Annotated in this window: 16 protein-coding genes; 4 read left to right on the top strand and 12 right to left on the bottom strand. The window is 35.8% G+C overall.

Annotated elements, in window-relative coordinates:
• Positions 1-13 precede the first annotated feature (13 nt).
• From GLP24_RS12635 to GLP24_RS12610, 7 genes are all read right to left on the bottom strand, one after another.
• Positions 14-1,630 carry a phosphoethanolamine transferase gene (locus tag GLP24_RS12635; RefSeq protein WP_232613237.1) on the bottom strand — a complete coding sequence of 539 codons (1,617 nt, stop codon included), beginning with the start codon at positions 1,628-1,630 and terminating at the stop codon, positions 14-16.
• 264 nt (positions 1,631-1,894) lie between these two features.
• Positions 1,895-2,683 (bottom strand): EAL domain-containing protein, encoded by a 789-nt coding sequence (locus GLP24_RS12630; RefSeq protein WP_101768768.1) that lies wholly within the window; start codon positions 2,681-2,683, stop codon positions 1,895-1,897.
• A gap of 9 nt (positions 2,684-2,692) precedes the next feature.
• Complete coding sequence (locus tag GLP24_RS19960; protein WP_407951506.1) at positions 2,693-3,004, bottom strand: helix-turn-helix transcriptional regulator; 312 nt, start codon at positions 3,002-3,004, stop codon at positions 2,693-2,695.
• Between the two features lie 5 nt (positions 3,005-3,009).
• Positions 3,010-3,186, bottom strand: coding sequence for a hypothetical protein (locus tag GLP24_RS12625; protein WP_167388546.1), 177 nt, complete (start codon positions 3,184-3,186; stop codon positions 3,010-3,012).
• Positions 3,183-3,482, bottom strand: a complete 300-nt coding sequence (locus tag GLP24_RS12620) for a helix-turn-helix transcriptional regulator (RefSeq protein ID WP_101768766.1) — start codon at positions 3,480-3,482, stop codon at positions 3,183-3,185. The genes GLP24_RS12625 and GLP24_RS12620 overlap by 4 nt, the downstream gene beginning before the upstream one ends.
• A 458-nt stretch (positions 3,483-3,940) precedes the next feature.
• Positions 3,941-4,189, bottom strand: coding sequence for a hypothetical protein (locus tag GLP24_RS12615; RefSeq protein WP_101768792.1), 249 nt, complete (start codon positions 4,187-4,189; stop codon positions 3,941-3,943).
• A gap of 132 nt (positions 4,190-4,321) precedes the next feature.
• Entirely contained in the window at positions 4,322-4,807 is a 486-nt protein-coding gene (locus tag GLP24_RS12610) for a hypothetical protein (protein WP_232616104.1), read from the bottom strand.
• 165 nt (positions 4,808-4,972) lie between these two features.
• Here GLP24_RS12610 and metC point away from each other — a divergent pair, with 165 nt between their 5' ends.
• Positions 4,973-6,160 (top strand): cystathionine beta-lyase, encoded by a 1,188-nt coding sequence (metC, locus tag GLP24_RS12605; RefSeq protein WP_232616103.1) that lies wholly within the window; start codon positions 4,973-4,975, stop codon positions 6,158-6,160.
• A gap of 94 nt (positions 6,161-6,254) precedes the next feature.
• Here metC and GLP24_RS12600 read toward each other — a convergent pair whose 3' ends face one another.
• Positions 6,255-7,721 (bottom strand): protein adenylyltransferase SelO, encoded by a 1,467-nt coding sequence (locus GLP24_RS12600; RefSeq protein ID WP_232616102.1) that lies wholly within the window; start codon positions 7,719-7,721, stop codon positions 6,255-6,257.
• Between the two features lie 381 nt (positions 7,722-8,102).
• Between GLP24_RS12600 and cfa the strand changes: the two genes are divergently transcribed.
• A complete protein-coding gene (gene cfa / locus GLP24_RS12595; RefSeq protein WP_152652711.1) occupies positions 8,103-9,245 on the top strand; it encodes a cyclopropane fatty acyl phospholipid synthase in 1,143 nt (380 codons plus the stop codon).
• Between the two features lie 60 nt (positions 9,246-9,305).
• Here cfa and GLP24_RS12590 read toward each other — a convergent pair whose 3' ends face one another.
• Positions 9,306-10,703 (bottom strand): hypothetical protein, encoded by a 1,398-nt coding sequence (locus GLP24_RS12590; protein WP_232598428.1) that lies wholly within the window; start codon positions 10,701-10,703, stop codon positions 9,306-9,308.
• A gap of 326 nt (positions 10,704-11,029) precedes the next feature.
• Here GLP24_RS12590 and GLP24_RS12585 point away from each other — a divergent pair, with 326 nt between their 5' ends.
• Entirely contained in the window at positions 11,030-11,872 is an 843-nt protein-coding gene (locus GLP24_RS12585; RefSeq protein ID WP_101768760.1) for a CvfB family protein, read from the top strand.
• 100 nt (positions 11,873-11,972) lie between these two features.
• On the opposite strand, the gene GLP24_RS12580 is transcribed toward GLP24_RS12585, so the two are convergent.
• The 3 genes from GLP24_RS12580 to moeA form a co-directional block, all read right to left on the bottom strand.
• Positions 11,973-12,206, bottom strand: coding sequence for a glutaredoxin family protein (locus GLP24_RS12580; protein ID WP_045038238.1), 234 nt, complete (start codon positions 12,204-12,206; stop codon positions 11,973-11,975).
• A 21-nt stretch (positions 12,207-12,227) separates the two neighbouring features.
• The gene (gene moeB, locus GLP24_RS12575; protein WP_232583851.1) at positions 12,228-12,995 is read right to left on the bottom strand and encodes a molybdopterin-synthase adenylyltransferase MoeB; all 768 of its coding nucleotides are present in this window, start codon (positions 12,993-12,995) and stop codon (positions 12,228-12,230) included.
• A 120-nt stretch (positions 12,996-13,115) separates the two neighbouring features.
• The gene (gene moeA / locus GLP24_RS12570; protein ID WP_232613231.1) at positions 13,116-14,351 is read right to left on the bottom strand and encodes a molybdopterin molybdotransferase MoeA; all 1,236 of its coding nucleotides are present in this window, start codon (positions 14,349-14,351) and stop codon (positions 13,116-13,118) included.
• A 310-nt stretch (positions 14,352-14,661) separates the two neighbouring features.
• Between moeA and folE the strand changes: the two genes are divergently transcribed.
• The gene (gene folE / locus GLP24_RS12565) at positions 14,662-15,315 is read left to right on the top strand and encodes a GTP cyclohydrolase I FolE (protein WP_045038241.1); all 654 of its coding nucleotides are present in this window, start codon (positions 14,662-14,664) and stop codon (positions 15,313-15,315) included.
• Positions 15,316-15,324: the final 9 nt, after the last annotated feature.

The raw sequence follows: 15,324 nt of genomic DNA, 5'->3' as shown, positions 1-15,324 counted from the left end.
TTATCTTAGTCGTTTAAGATGGAACTCGACAGCTTGCGCTAATATCAAGTGTAGGATTGATCACCTTAGACTGAACGCCATAAAGCCCTAATAAACTATGGAACAAATTATCGTGTGATAAGTGGCCAATGTCTTCTTTGCTTCTTAGGCAACTAAGGTTAATGCCTTTTTGTTGAGCATATTGGGTTGGGATCCACAGTAACCATGGCACATGTTTTTGTTCTTTCGGTGCGATTGGGTAAGGTGCACCATGTAGATAAAAACCATTTTCACCAAGAGATTCACCATGGTCTGACATATATAGCATTGCTACATTGTATTTCCCTTCATTTTTCTTCAAGAGCTTAATAACTTGTTCATCGACATAGTCGGTATAGAGAATCGTGTTGTCATAAACGTTTTTAATTTCTTGGTCAGTACAGTTTTCAATATCGCTACGATTACAAGACGGTTTAAATCGATCAAACTGTTTTGGATAACGTTGGAAATACGTTGGACCATGGCTACCAATTAAGTGTAATACTAATAATTTGTTCTTATCATCTTTATTAATAAAATCAGCAGCTTTCTTTAGCATTACGCCATCGTAACAACTTGTTCCATCACAGTATTGATTGTGTTGTGACGTGTCAGTTGTTACATACGGTACTCTAGCGGCAACGCCTTTTGAACCACCATCATTATCAATCCATAATACTTCAGCGCCAGCACGATGGATAATATCAACGGCATTATCTTGGCTGTAAGCGCGATCTTGATTGTAGTGAGCGCGTGTCAAATTAGAGAACATGCAAGGAACAGATAGTGCTGTATAAGTGCCGCAAGATTCAACATTTTTAAATGAAATAATGCCTTCGTTTTTAGTGTAAGGGTTAGTATCTCGCTTATAGCCGTTGTAAGCGTAGTCATAAGTACGAGCAGTTTCACCTAACACCATAACAAATAACGTTGGTTTATGATTTTTAGTTGGCAGTAGTTTTGCATCTAAGCCTTGCTTTTTGTAGGGTAGAGGCTTGTAAATAAACTCTTTGTATAAGTATTTTCCACCAGCGTAAACATGGCCTGGAATGATCATTCTATTTAAATAATGGTTATTACGACCTACTGCGGCATAACTTTTATAGTTAGTGAGTGCGATAATAAGTAATACTGTCATTGCTATGCCAATAAGAATAATTCGAGCAATGATTTCTTTTAAAAAGGTTTTACGCTTGGTTATTTTTACACAAGCGATCCAAATACTGGGTAGTAAACCAAATACGACGATATAGGTTATAGAGTGTAAATTAACATACGACCATGCTTCATCTGAGCGTGTTTGGAAGATACTTTCAATAATGGCATTATCAAATAAAGTGTGGTAATTCACTTCAGCAAACAAAGCCATTGATGATGTTATCGTTAAGAAAATCATGATGGTTTTGAAGATATAAGGCCAGCATAAACAGCTAAAAATAATAATAAAAGCAGCGATTAAAACAATGGGGGCAGTATAGGGAAAAATTGGATTAGAGACGTCATGACTAAGCGAAAATATTTTCGCTAATGTTGGGAAATTAAAGCAAAGGGAAAAATAAAGAGATAGCCATACAATGAAGCTGGTCATCTTTAAGTGGAAAATCTTACGCATTGTTTACTCTTTAACTACTAACGAATATCACTATTATCTACACGTAACTTAAGACTTACTTAAGAATCTCTATTGGTAGCATAAAATAGTAGTCATTGTATTGTTATCTAGATATATGCCATTAACATCACTTCTCATTTTTTATTATCATAGGTAAAAGTTTTATTTATACATTATGCATTATTAATATTATGTAATGATAGTGAACTGCCTTAACGTGCTGCACTCAAAAGGATTAAAATTACTATAAAGGTATATTTTATTTTAAATTATTCTTTTTAAGATTTGTGATGCCTTGTTGTCCTTTATTAGTGAAATTGATTGGTATTGTTGATCACTTAGAGGTATAGGTTTAGAAAATAGATATCCCTGATACATTTCGATGTTTAACATTGTTAAGACATTAAAAACGTGCTCATTCTCTACACCTTCAGCAATAATGGGTAAGTTAAAATAATGTATTATTTTCATCATTGCTTTTAGTGATTTCAGTTTGTCACTATGTATGTCAATATCACTAATAAATAATTTATCAATTTTAACGTAATCAAAAGGATAATCAAATAATCGGTCATTGATATTGTTACCACAACCAAAATCATCGAGAGCTATTTTTATACCTTTACTTTTTAGATAATGTAATATTATTTTAAATTCATTACGGTTATTTATATCGTCATCTTCCAATATTTCAATAACAACATTTATGTACTTATTTAGTTTAATTAACAAATTAATAACCAAAGTCGTTAAACTATGACTATATATATTTATAGATATAAATATATTGTTGTTTTTATGTGATGAGAAATGTGTAATTAATTGTTGCAATAAGCTAATAGTTAAACTTTCAGATAGCTGTTTGTCATCTTTTATTATTGGTATAAATTGTAATGGTAATCGGGTTTCATATTCAGATACAATCCATCGAGCAAGAACCTCAAATCCAATTAAGTTTTTGTTTCTATTAACTATTGGTTGTATAAAAGGTTGGATCTCATCCATTGAAATCGCATTGGCTATTTGTGTTTTTTTAATTACAATGCTGTTCATATTTGACCATTAAGATAAATGATTATGTTTGTTTTTTTCTATGAGTGATTCTAATAATGTAATGTATTGATCCTTTTCTTTTTCTGTTTTTCCTTGAAATAATAAAATAAATCTGTCTAATATTATTGAGTGGGATTCATTATAGAAAAAAGCAATATTTTTGTTAGTTATCAATGAGATATTAAATAATAAATCAGAACGAGGTGTTCGAGATCCATTTTCAATATCAATATAAGATTGTCTTGATATGTTTAATAAATCAGATATTTCTATTTGTGATATCTTTGATTCTATTCTGGCTATCTTTATTTTATGATGCATGAAAATTAAAAGTCACTTCCGTTTTTTAAGGTAATAAGCATTGATAATTCTTTAATTTTTAAATGGTATAACTCTATAAAGTGTTCTACATCTGATAAGTCACCATTTAATATTTTTTGTTGTATAAAATGCCTCATTATTTTTACAGCAATTAAATTTTTTTCATAATGTTTTTCTATCATAAAGTATCACTAATATTTTTTTCTATTTGATTGATTAATAACGATAAAGTGTCATCGTTGATGTTATTTTTAGCAATGATATTTTGTATCTTTTTTATATGTTTATCTTCAGAATAATAAAAATAACTAATTTTTTCCCCTGATAAAATAGATAGTTTTGTAATGATATCTGCTTTAGGCGATATATCTCCGCGTTCAATTCTAATTAAAGTACTTCTTGAAATTCCTAAAATCAAAGCCATATCATTTTGTGATAGTTTTAATGAATATCTAAGCCTTAGTATGATTATATTCATTTTAAGATTATTGGTTAGAAGACTATTCTTGTATTCTACAATATGGTTATGTTTTTTTTAATAAAATAATAGATATTTTTTGTTTTTGTATTAAAAGTAGTACATGGGAAAGATAATAGCTCAAGCGATTTTAAATTCCTTATTAGTATATGTTGGAGCGGTATTAGATTGCATAATTTAATGATTATTTGAATTAATTGTCATTTTTAATAAATATTTATGTATGTTTCCCATCTGTTTTAGTTATGTGTTCTTAATATATTATAATAAGAATGATCGTTATCCATCAGTATATGAAAGCGCTATATTAAATGATATTAAGGTTATTATGTTTTCTGTTATTTATTGCAGATCAGATATTATCGATTTTTTGGTATAAGTAGAAAATTTGTATGAAAAAACGCCTGTCATTATTGACCAAGCGTTTTTTGTATATCAGTGAGAGATGATCATATTCATTAATGTGTACGGCGAGGACCTTTGCTGACTAATTCTTTGCCGTTTTCAAATACAGCATCGCTCACCCAGCGTCCGTAAATAAGCTGTTGTTGGTTATTAAAAACAGCAACAAAGTGACGACCATCTGTGTTGTTAGTTGCCATACCGATACCTTCGACACTTTGTAAGCCAAGGCCACCGTTTTCAACTGAAAGTAAAAAGGCTTCTAGTTCTTCAAGGTTATCGATAACACTTAGTTCATTATTAATCATATCTATACTCTTTACGTGATTACATGTTGCGATAACGTATTTTAAGGAAAAACGACCAATTACACTAGCCTAATTGTGATGATGTTTATTAGAAACCACGTTGATGATTGATTATTTAGTTAGCTCACATCATCGTAATTGCTGAGATAACAGTAGTGCTGCAATAATAAAACCATCTTGACGTTGATTATTGCCTTCAATATAGGCATTTGCAATTGTACTGTGATTGGTGGATAACCATAAAGTACCATCTTGTTTAATGATGGCATTGGCAACGGTGCCATGATTATCGTGTAGCCAAATTTGATTACCACTGCGCAAGATTGCAAATGGGGGTTGAGTGCTAATTTCATTAATCCATAGTTGATTGTTTTTAACGATTACAACACCTTGATTATTCGTTAATGCTTGAGTGATCTTATTCTGATCCATTTGATGAAAAATAATGAAATTAGGTGTTTGAGTTTGATTGGTAGGTAACCAAATTTGATTGTTTTTTATTATTGTGTTTGGCGTAATACTTTTATTGTTGCTATTTAACCAGATATTACTGTCAGCAAAAGCATGACTAGAAAATAGTGCGATGGCCAGTATTGCGAGATATATTTTTTTCATTGGTCTGTTACCTAAATCTAGAATGTAAATAATATACATTATTAGCGTGAGCTTGTGATGGACGAATAGTAGTAACTAATAACTTTTAGTTTCTAGTTTGATGCGGTTATTCATGTTATACAATGAATATTCAATAACATACTGACGACACATTGAGGGAGTAACATGTCTAGTCATAAAATAAATACTCAATTAATTACAGCTGGGCGATCAAAGAAATTTGGTTTGGGGGCTGTAAATAGTGTTATTCAACGAGCATCTTCATTAGTGTTTGATTCTGTCGCAGATAAACAACAAGCCACGATCAATCGTGCTAATGGTGAATTGTTTTATGGTCGTCGTGGCACATTAACTCATTTCTCATTACAACAAGCGATGGTTGAAATTGAAGGTGGTGCTGGATGTTATCTTTATCCTTGTGGTGCGGCAGCGGTAGCAAATTCAATTTTAGCGTTTGTGAAAGCAGGTGATCACCTGTTAATGACCGGCGCGGCTTATGAACCGACTCAAGATTTCTGCAATGTTGTATTAAAAGGACTTAATGTTGACACGACTTATTATGATCCTCTCATTGGCGCTAATATTGCGGAAAAAGTGCAGACTAATACTAAAGTGGTGTTTTTAGAATCACCAAGTTCAATCACCATGGAAGTGCAAGATATTCCCGCTATTGTTAAAGCGGTTAGGGCTATTAATCCTGAAGCGGTGATCATTGTTGATAATACATGGGCTGCTGGGGTGTTATTTAAAGCACTCGATCATGATGTGGATATTTCTGTTCAAGCTGGCACCAAATATATAGTGGGTCATTCTGATGCAATGTTAGGTACTGCGGTTGCAAATAGCCGTTGTTGGAATCAATTGCAAGAACGTTCATATTTAATGGGTCAAATGGTGGATGCTGATACCGCTTATGTTGCGGCTCGCGGTTTACGCACAATGGGAGTACGTTTAAAGCAACACCACGAGAGCAGTATTAAAATTGCAGAGTGGTTAGCACAACATCCTCAAGTTGAACGGGTTAACCATCCCGCGTTACCCAGTTGTAAAGGTCACGAATTTTTCCTACGTGATTTCAATGGTAGCTGTGGTTTATTCTCTTTTGTATTAAAAAAACGTCTTGATAGTCAGCAAGTTGCATATTTTCTGGATAATTTTAAACACTTCAGTATGGCGTATTCATGGGGCGGCTATGAGTCTCTTATTTTAGCCAATCAGCCGGAAGAGCTTAATCGTATTCGTCCTGCGGGTAAGGTTGATTTTGAGGGTACATTGATACGGGTTCATATTGGATTAGAAGATTGTGATGATCTGCTTGATGATCTTGCGCAAGGGTTAATGCGTATAGCGTAAGTTTTATAAATTAAACGCCTTAGCATCAATATATTAAGGCGTTTAATCAATTGATTTTAAATATTTATTATCTTAAATGATCAATGTTGGTCTTTTATGATGAACAACTTATCTCAAGATGCTTACCCCAATGTGGCGGTAGTTGAGCGAATACCTCTGCGTGTTTATGCTCATCAAAGGGGCGGGCTAATACCGTCATTAATTGATCTATGAGTTTATAGTCACCTTGTTGTGCTTTTTCAATGGCTTGTTGAGCAAGGTAATTACGTAGAATATATTTAGGGTTATGTTGCTGCATCACGGCTAAACGTTGGTTATCGTTAGGTTCAAGTAATAATCGTTGCTGATAACGATCTAACCATTTTTTAAGATCTGAAGTGCATGGGAATAATTCACTGAATAAAGAACAGCTGTGAGGTAAGTCTGTCACCGTAATATATGACAATGTTCGAAAGAATAAACTGTAGTCAACATGATGTTGCTGTAACAATTGAAACAGATCTGAAAATAAGACGCTATCGACATCGTTCGTTAGTGTTAATCCTAATTTTTGACGCATGTTATGGCTATATTGTTGTTGTAGCTGGTATTGGTAATGCTCTAAACCATGATCTATCTCAGTTTTATCTAACAATGGTGTAAGAGCGTAACCTAAAGCGGATAAGTTCCATAAAGCGATTGAGGGTTGTTGATCAAAAGCATAACGGCCAGAATAATCTGAATGATTACAAATATAATGAGGGTCATAATCGTCAAGAAAACCAAATGGACCATAATCAAATGTTAGTCCGAGTATCGACATATTATCAGTATTCATAACGCCATGTGCAAATCCCACCGCTTGCCAAGCTGCGATCATTATTGCGGTGCGATGACAGATCTGTTTAAACATCTCAGCGTAAGGGGAGTCTGTTGTGGCTAACTCAGCAAAATGGTGTTCAATCACATAATCGGCTAATTGTTGCAGTTCTGCATGTTGGCCACTATAAAACAGGTATTCAAAATGCCCAAAACGGAGATGACTTTCAGCAACGCGAATAAGTGTGGCGGCTGTTTCTATTTTCTCTCGTGCAACAGGTGTTTTACTACCTATAATCGCTAATGCATGTGTTGTTGCAATGCCAAGGCCTTCCATCGCCACACTGGCAAGGTATTCACGAATTGATGATCGTAAAACCGCGCGCCCATCACCCGTTCTAGAATAAGGTGTTTTGCCCGAACCTTTTAAATGTAAATCCCATTTTATGCTGTTACTGGTAATAACTTCACCAAGCAGTAGCCCACGACCATCACCAAGATCGGGATTATATTGACCAAATTGATGTCCACAATATTTCATTGCTAAAGGTGATAATCCTACCAATGTTGCGTTACCGCTAAAGACATCAACAAAGCTTGGGTCAAGTGCGGTAATGGAAGTAAGCTCAATTTTTTCTGCTACAAGTGGATTAAAATGCACCAGAAAAGGGTTATCTAAAGGCTGTGGTGTAACCCGTGTCCCAAGAGTGTCAGGAAGATCACAATAGCTATTAGCAAATGTCAGTGTTGATAATGTTTTCATGGGCAGACCTATAGCTAAAGAAGAGCGTTATTTAAGCTTATCGAGTTATGATAAATAAACAAGAGATGAAAAGTAGGGGTATTAGTTAAATTATATAAAAGTTTTCTTTTTTATAAAATTAACCGCTGATTTAATAAAATAATAAATAGGTATAAATATATTTATTATTCATGCGATATTCATTGATAATATATTATAAATAAGGCTGTTATATATATAGGAAACTATTTTATAGGATTTCTGCGTTGATATTTCTAGTGATTTATATTTAAATAATGTATGTAATAATTTATTAAATCTTATTTTTCAACAATTAAACTTGTCGCTAACCTTATTTAAAGGCAATTTGTCATACAAATGGTTATGTAAGGAATATTCGCGATGACAAATGAAAAGTTTTTCGAAAATCTATTATCCCATGCTGATGTCATTATTAATGGGTCTCGCCCGTGGGATCTTCACGTTCATGATGAACGGTTATATGATCGAGTATTAACTGATGGGTCATTAGGCTTTGGTGAAAGTTATATGGATGGCTGGTGGAGTTGTGACGCAATTGATGAAATGATTAACCGTATTTTACATGCACGTATTGATGAAAAACTAGATTTATCAACTAAATTGGCTGTTGGTTTAAAAATTGGCGCATCAAAAGTAAAACACCTTTTTAATCATCAAAGTATTGATCGAGTTACTAAGGATGTACCTTTCCATTATGATTTAGGTAATGACTTATTTGAGTCAATGCTTGATAAGCGAATGACATATACCTGTGGGTATTGGAAAGATGCAATCGATCTTGATAGTGCTCAAGAGGCTAAACTTGATTTAGTGTGCCGTAAAATGGGGCTTAAATCAGGCATGCGCTTACTGGATATTGGTTGTGGTTGGGGCAGTTTTATGAATTATGCTGCAGAACATTATGGGGTTATTTGTGATGGTTTAACGCTGTCAAAAGAACAAGCCGCATTGGGTCAACAACGTGCAGATGATTTAAACCTTCCCGTTAGATTTATTGTACAAGATTATCGTCTACATAAACCAGAACAGCCTTATGATCGCGTAGTGTCTATCGGTATGATGGAGCATGTAGGCCCTGATAATTATCCTGATTACTTTCAAGCGGCTTATCGTTATCTTGCTGAGGACGGTATATTTTTACTGCATACTATTGGTAGTCCAGATTCAAAAACAGAAACAGACGCATGGATAAATAAATATATATTCCCTAATGGCGTTGTTCCTTCAATGACTCAAATTGGTTCTGCAGCAGAAGATTACTTTAATATTGAAGATGTTCAAAATATCGGTCCTGATTATGATAAAACATTAGTCGCCTGGAACGATAAGTTTGAGAAAAATTGGCCAGAAATTTCAGAACGTTATGGTGAAAAATTCTATCGTATGTGGCGTTATTATTTACTGTCATGTGCGGGCGCATTTCGTTGTCGTGATCTCAATGTGTGGCAATTTGGATTAACGAAAAAAGGCGCTGAATTACCGTTGTGCGTGCGCTCTAACTAAGGTTATAACTAGAAAGAGTGATTAATGAAAATGCCCTCGTGATGAGGGCATTGCTGTAGATTACGCGTTAGTGATATTGATGGGTTGTTTAGGTTTTGATTTTTTAGGTTCTGGGGTAATAATTACTTCGATATCGACAATTTTTGAACGACTCATAATAATTTTCCACCGTTGAATTCGTACGGTTTTATCTTCATCTGTTTCTTTGGTGATCAAGTTAATTAAGTGTCTTTTTTCTACGGACTCTTTGGTTACTTGACCATCTTTGAGTTGATAGAGTCGTTGTGAGCCTTTTTCCATTAATGTCGCAATTGCACGTAGGTCAAGAATAATTGACTCTCGAGTTTGTTCATAACCACTTAAAAATTTAGTGGGTGACATTCTGGTGGTGCTTTTATAATGCAAAATAGTTTCTTCACGGTGAGAAACATTATGTTTACGTGTTTTACGAATAACTTCGGGTAAACTGTCATAACTAATAAATTCTAACCATTCAAGCTGTTGTCCAATAACATTACCCGTATTGGCATCAAAAAATTGCTTTCGCCAACGTGCTTTGCCTTTTCTCATCCACCGCCAGAGCATGGTTTTTAAGTCATCTTTAAAGACTTCACGTGCCGCATAAATAAAAGAAAGTACAACAATGAATGAGGCGGTAATATCACCCAACATACCGCGGGCTTTTATCAGTATTAAGGTCACGAAAATCATGACAATGCCGGCCGCTGCACCCGTGACAATTTTACGGGTATTTTTACCTAACTCGATTGTCTTTTCACTCATGGTGACAGGATATTCAATTAATCGACGCAATAATCGCATTTTATTCGACATGCGTGTTGGGTCTTGCATTGCTTTGACGGAGTTATAGTTGTTATCGGTACGGTGCTGGGCTTCTTTTTGACATATTTCTAATAATTGCGGTTTAATTTCATTGTATTCAGCACCGCGTGGTAAATGGGCGATGAGTTGTAGCAGTCGTTGCTCTGTAAACCAGGATAAATAGTTATCAATATTCTCATAATATTTAAGTAATTTTTTATCTGTAGGTATGTTACGACGCAATCGTTTTAGAATACGAACGGCTAACTGTGCTGCTTCTTCGATCTCTTCTTGTTTAGATTCATTGCTATCACCTAATAATTGCTGCGTTGTTTTTTCCAAGGCTAACGCATATTGATAGGCATAGAGACTCAAACTTAAACGATATTGCTCGATAGATAGCTTACCTCGACTAGCAAGGCGACTATGCACTAAAGGCAAATGGTTTATATCACTGAAATAAGTACGCTTGCCATGAATGGCATTATGATAAAACTCTTCTTCAGAGATGATGTTGGCATTTAACCCAAGCTCCCCTGGGATAAATATGTACATATCAAGCTGTCGATTAGTTGTTTCTTGAATCACATGAGATATTTTGAGTTTATGCCCATCTTTTTTATCGACAGTAATCACTTTTAGTTAGCCCTCCCAGGCGAATGCTAAATGGCATAAATGAGTTTTCATTGAGATTATATGAGAATATTTTTTTGTCCATTATTTATAAATCACAATTATTGAGACTAATAGAATGAAAAAACATCAAATAATTGCAGATAGGTTGAGCGAAGGATATCAACATCACGTATAATACCAACATCATAAGCGCAACCCGTTCATTATAACGTATTGCCTAGTCAGTGATAGTGAATTAATTATTACGGCTAAAAAATTGATTGATAGAGATATTGAACCAACTGCGCTATAAGCGTGTTGTTGCCTATAGAGAGAGTACCTGATACATGATTAAAATTGGACAATACAACACATTAGAAGTTATCAAATTAGTAGATTTTGGTGTGTTCCTTAATGGTGGTGATGATTTCGGTAATATTTTGTTACCAAAAAACACTATGCCAGCAGGTACTAAGCTCGGTGACAAGCTTAAAGTTTTCATTTACTTTGACTCTGAAGATGAAGTGATTGCAACCACTGACGAACCATTAGTTGAAGTGGGTGGTTTTGCTAAATTACGTATTGTTGGTGCAACCCCTATTGGTGCATTTGCAGATTGGGGTTTACGTAAAGATCTACTTATTCCATTTAGTGAGCAACGTCGTCGCTTAGAAGAAGGTGAAGAAGTGATGGTGCGTGTTTATACGGATCGCGCATCTGGCCGTATCGTTGGCTCAACTAAGTTTAACCGCTTCCTTGATCTTACGCCTGCTAATTATAAAGTAGGTCAAGAAGTACAAGTCCTTATCGCTGAAACAACAGAACTTGGTTACAAAGCTGTTATTGATGGCGAGCATTGGGGTTTATTCTTTAAAACAGAAGCGTTCGGTAAACTGTTTATTGGTAAGCAACTAAAAGCGTATATTCAAGAAATTCGTCCAGATGGTAAAATTAATCTATCACTACAAAAAGTAGGTCTAGGTAAAGTTGACGATTTAGCGGATAAAATTCTAACCTCGTTAGAAATCAAAGGTGGCTTTATTCCTGTTAGTGATAAATCTAGCCCTGAAGATATTTTCCGTGTATTCCGTACCAGTAAAGCAACGTTTAAAAAGACGATTGGTGGCCTGTATAAGAAAGGTTTAATTGTGATTGAAAAAGACGGTATTCGTCTTAACGACAACGATTAATCACTACTAATATCACAATTAGTGAAAATAAAAAAAACCGACATTTAACTAGAAATAGTTAAGAATGTCGGTTTTTTTATGCATTTTTATTATGGTTATATTAATCGTTGTCGTGCAATAGTTTTTCGAATTTGGTCATATTCCAACCCATAAGCACACTATCCCCAATTTTTATAACAGGGACAGAGCGAGCGCCGGTTCGACTTAATTCTTTTCTACCTTGTGGGCTTGCCACATCGACTAAACGAAATGGATAACCTTTTGTTTTCATATACTGCTGAGCATCTTTACAATGCGCGCAATTTTTTTGAGTAAATAGGGTAATACGTTTCATAATAATTAATTCATTACTCTATTAGCCACATACAGGACAGCTTGGCTGTTGCATTAGTTTCATCTCGCGCCAACTCATGCTCATAGCATCGAGCATCAAGATCTTACCCGTTAATGGCGTGCCAACATTGGTGGCCACTTTTATTGCTTCCATGGCTTGTACTGCGCCAACAATACCGACAACAGGTGACATAATTCCAGCCTCAACACAAGTTAATGTTTGCTGACCAAAAAGGGCACTCAGACATTGGTAACAAGGCTCTCCATCACGATAACTATAAACACTTATTTGGCCTTCCATTCGAATAGCCGCACCAGAAACTAATGGTGTTTTAGTCTCAAAGCATAAGCGATTTAGCTGGTTACGGGTATCAACGTTATCACAGCAATCCAACACTAAGTTGTGCTGTTTAATAAGTGGTAGTAACTCTTCATCGGTTAATCGTTTAGCGATAGTCTCAACGGTTAAATAAGGGTTTATTGCCGTTAATGCTTGTTTGGCCGATTCAACTTTGAGCATGCCGACAGTCGCATCAGTATGCAAAACTTGGCGCTGTAAATTAGAAACTTCAACTTTATCATCATCAATCAGGGTGATTTTCCCTACACCTGCAGCTGCTAGGTATTGCGAAGATGCACAGCCTAAACCACCCGCACCCAAAATTAACATCGATGACGCTTTTAATGCTTCTTGGCCTTCAAAATCAAATTGGCGCAGAATAATCTGACGGTTATAACGCAGCATTTCTTGATCTGATAATTCAGCGTTGGCGTGTTGTTGTGTTGTCATAAGTGAAATTACCGTTATTAGCTATTTATTCGAGCACACGTTATTTAAGATCACACTCAGCGGTTAATGTATTAGCCCTTTATTTATATATTACTGAGCGGCTAAGACATTAATCATTAATTAGTACATGGTGTGGTTAAACATTTCAATGGTTACTAATTCACCCGCTTCAACACGACCACGATCTAGCTCTAGCACTACGAAACAGTTGGCATGGTGCATTGAACTAAATGCTCCCGAACCTTGATTGCCAGTTGTTGTTACTTCAAATTGACCATCGTTATTAATGTTATAAATACCACGTTGGAAGTCAGTACGTCCTGGGCGTTTTTTAAACATTGAGGTTGCTTTGGCTTGTAAACGAACAGGGGGTTGATATTGGCTATGGCCCGCTAGTTTTGCCAGCATAGGCTGCACTAATTGATAGAGGGTCAGCATTGCAGATACCGGATTACCAGGAAGACCACAGAACAATGCATTGTTGATCGTACCAAACGCAAATGGCTTGCCCGGTTTCATGGCAATCTTCCAGAAACCAATTTTGCCTTCTTGGTCTAAAATGTCTTTGGTGTAATCTGCTTCGCCAACACTAACACCACCCGATGTAACCACAACATCAGCGTCTGTTGATGCAGTTATAAAGGCTTGGCGTAGTTTCTCTGGACAATCAGGAATAATACCAAGATCCAACACATCACAACCGAACTTCTCTAATAACGCTTTCATACCATAACGGTTGCTATCGTAAATTTGACCCGCTGCAAGTACTTCACCGACAGGGCGTAATTCATCACCAGTTGAGAAAAAAGCCACTTTAGGACGACGATATACAGCAAAAGAAGCAATACCTAATGATGCGAGTAATGGCATTTCACGTGCCGTTAGACGTGTACCTTTTACTAATACTGTTTCACCGTAATGGACATCATCACCAACTGGACGAATGTTGTCGTTTGCTTTTGGCTTGATCGTAAACTGAATGCTATTGCCATCAACATGTGTTTCTTCTTGCATGATAACAACATCAGTTCCTGCTGGAATTTCAGCGCCTGTCATAATACGAACACATTGACCTGCTTCACACGTGCCAGTAAAAGGAATGCCTGCAAATGACTTACCAATCATGGTTAAAGTATCGGTATGCTCAAGATCAGCAGCGCGAAGAGCATAGCCATCCATTGCTGAGTTAGCAAAAGGCGGTACATTAATAGGGGAAAGAATATCTTCAGCAAGCACCATACCCATAGCATCAGTTAATGCTACCGTGGTGATTGTCGTTAGTGGTGAAACTTGAGTCATAATATTATCTAACGCAGTTTCAACAGTCATTAAACCCGGTACGTCGCAGCATCCCATAATCGTGTCCATTTTATTTATTAATGATAATGAAAGTGAGCAGGTCTGAAAAATTCTCAGTTTGAGAATGTCTGTTTTACTGAGTTTTTTACTAAGTATTGTTCAGATTGCTAATTAATGTGTAGTTTACCCTTTATTGAGTACCGCTGTAAGGGATTGAATATACTAAAATACACTTGAAGTGCATGACCATAAGAAATTTGGTGGTGAAATTATTCTCATTTGGAGGTATTCTGCTAAGGATTTTAGCGCTGGCAAGGTCAGAAGGGTATGTCTTTTTTATTCTACCTAGGTCAGCTGGAGGAAAAGAATGACAGCATTAAGTGTATCTGCAATACAAGTACGTGACGCCTTAGCCGCCCGTGATCTAGAAACCCCGATGACGGCTGATGTTGTAAGTCGAGAAGAAAAGAAAGAAAAAATTGAATACCATATGCGTGAGATCTTATCGTTATTAGCGTTAGATCTGACGGATGACAGCCTGGTGGAAACACCACATCGTATTGCGAAAATGTATGTTGATGAGATTTTTTCAGGTTTGGACTACACCAATTTCCCTAAAATTACAGTGATTGAAAATAAAATGCACTGTGATGAAATGGTACGCGTAAAAGACATTACATTAACCAGTACCTGTGAACATCATTTAATCACCATTGATGGTAAAGCGACGGTGGCTTATATTCCTCGTAGTAAGATCATTGGTTTATCTAAAATTAATCGTATTGTGCGCTTCTTTTCTCAGCGTCCACAAGTGCAAGAGCGTCTAACGCAACAAATTCTAGTCGCATTACAAACGCTACTTGAAAGTGAAGATGTTGCGGTTACTATTGATGCTACCCACTATTGTGTTAAATCACGTGGTGTAATGGATGCAACTAGCGTAACAACAACAACCGCTTTAGGTGGGATTTTTAAACGAAATCCAGCCACGCGTGCCGAGTTTCTAAGTGGCATTCGTTAAGCATTATTT

It is taken from the genome of Photobacterium carnosum, from assembly GCF_021236965.1.
GTDB classification, from domain to species: Bacteria; Pseudomonadota; Gammaproteobacteria; order Enterobacterales; family Vibrionaceae; genus Photobacterium; species Photobacterium carnosum.
The sequence above is the reverse complement of the archived record's forward strand: the minus strand, read 5'-3'. Positions and strand labels throughout refer to the sequence as shown.

Bases quoted from the DNA above. Each gene is read 5' to 3' on its own strand.
- GLP24_RS12625 (WP_167388546.1), bottom strand. From the start codon at position 3,186: ATGATAGAAAAACATTATGAAAAAAATTTAATTGCTGTAAAAATAATG.
- GLP24_RS19960 (WP_407951506.1), bottom strand. From the start codon at position 3,004: ATGCATCATAAAATAAAGATAGCCAGAATAGAATCAAAGATATCACAA.
- GLP24_RS12585 (WP_101768760.1), top strand. From the start codon at position 11,030: ATGATTAAAATTGGACAATACAACACATTAGAAGTTATCAAATTAGTA.
- GLP24_RS12630 (WP_101768768.1), bottom strand. From the start codon at position 2,683: ATGAACAGCATTGTAATTAAAAAAACACAAATAGCCAATGCGATTTCA.
- cfa (WP_152652711.1), top strand. From the start codon at position 8,103: ATGACAAATGAAAAGTTTTTCGAAAATCTATTATCCCATGCTGATGTC.
- metC (WP_232616103.1), top strand. From the start codon at position 4,973: ATGTCTAGTCATAAAATAAATACTCAATTAATTACAGCTGGGCGATCA.
- GLP24_RS12635 (WP_232613237.1), bottom strand. From the start codon at position 1,630: ATGCGTAAGATTTTCCACTTAAAGATGACCAGCTTCATTGTATGGCTA.
- moeB (WP_232583851.1), bottom strand. From the start codon at position 12,995: ATGACAACACAACAACACGCCAACGCTGAATTATCAGATCAAGAAATG.
- GLP24_RS12600 (WP_232616102.1), bottom strand. From the start codon at position 7,721: ATGAAAACATTATCAACACTGACATTTGCTAATAGCTATTGTGATCTT.
- GLP24_RS12620 (WP_101768766.1), bottom strand. From the start codon at position 3,482: ATGAATATAATCATACTAAGGCTTAGATATTCATTAAAACTATCACAA.
- folE (WP_045038241.1), top strand. From the start codon at position 14,662: ATGACAGCATTAAGTGTATCTGCAATACAAGTACGTGACGCCTTAGCC.
- moeA (WP_232613231.1), bottom strand. From the start codon at position 14,351: ATGGGATGCTGCGACGTACCGGGTTTAATGACTGTTGAAACTGCGTTA.
- GLP24_RS12610 (WP_232616104.1), bottom strand. From the start codon at position 4,807: ATGAAAAAAATATATCTCGCAATACTGGCCATCGCACTATTTTCTAGT.
- GLP24_RS12580 (WP_045038238.1), bottom strand. From the start codon at position 12,206: ATGAAACGTATTACCCTATTTACTCAAAAAAATTGCGCGCATTGTAAA.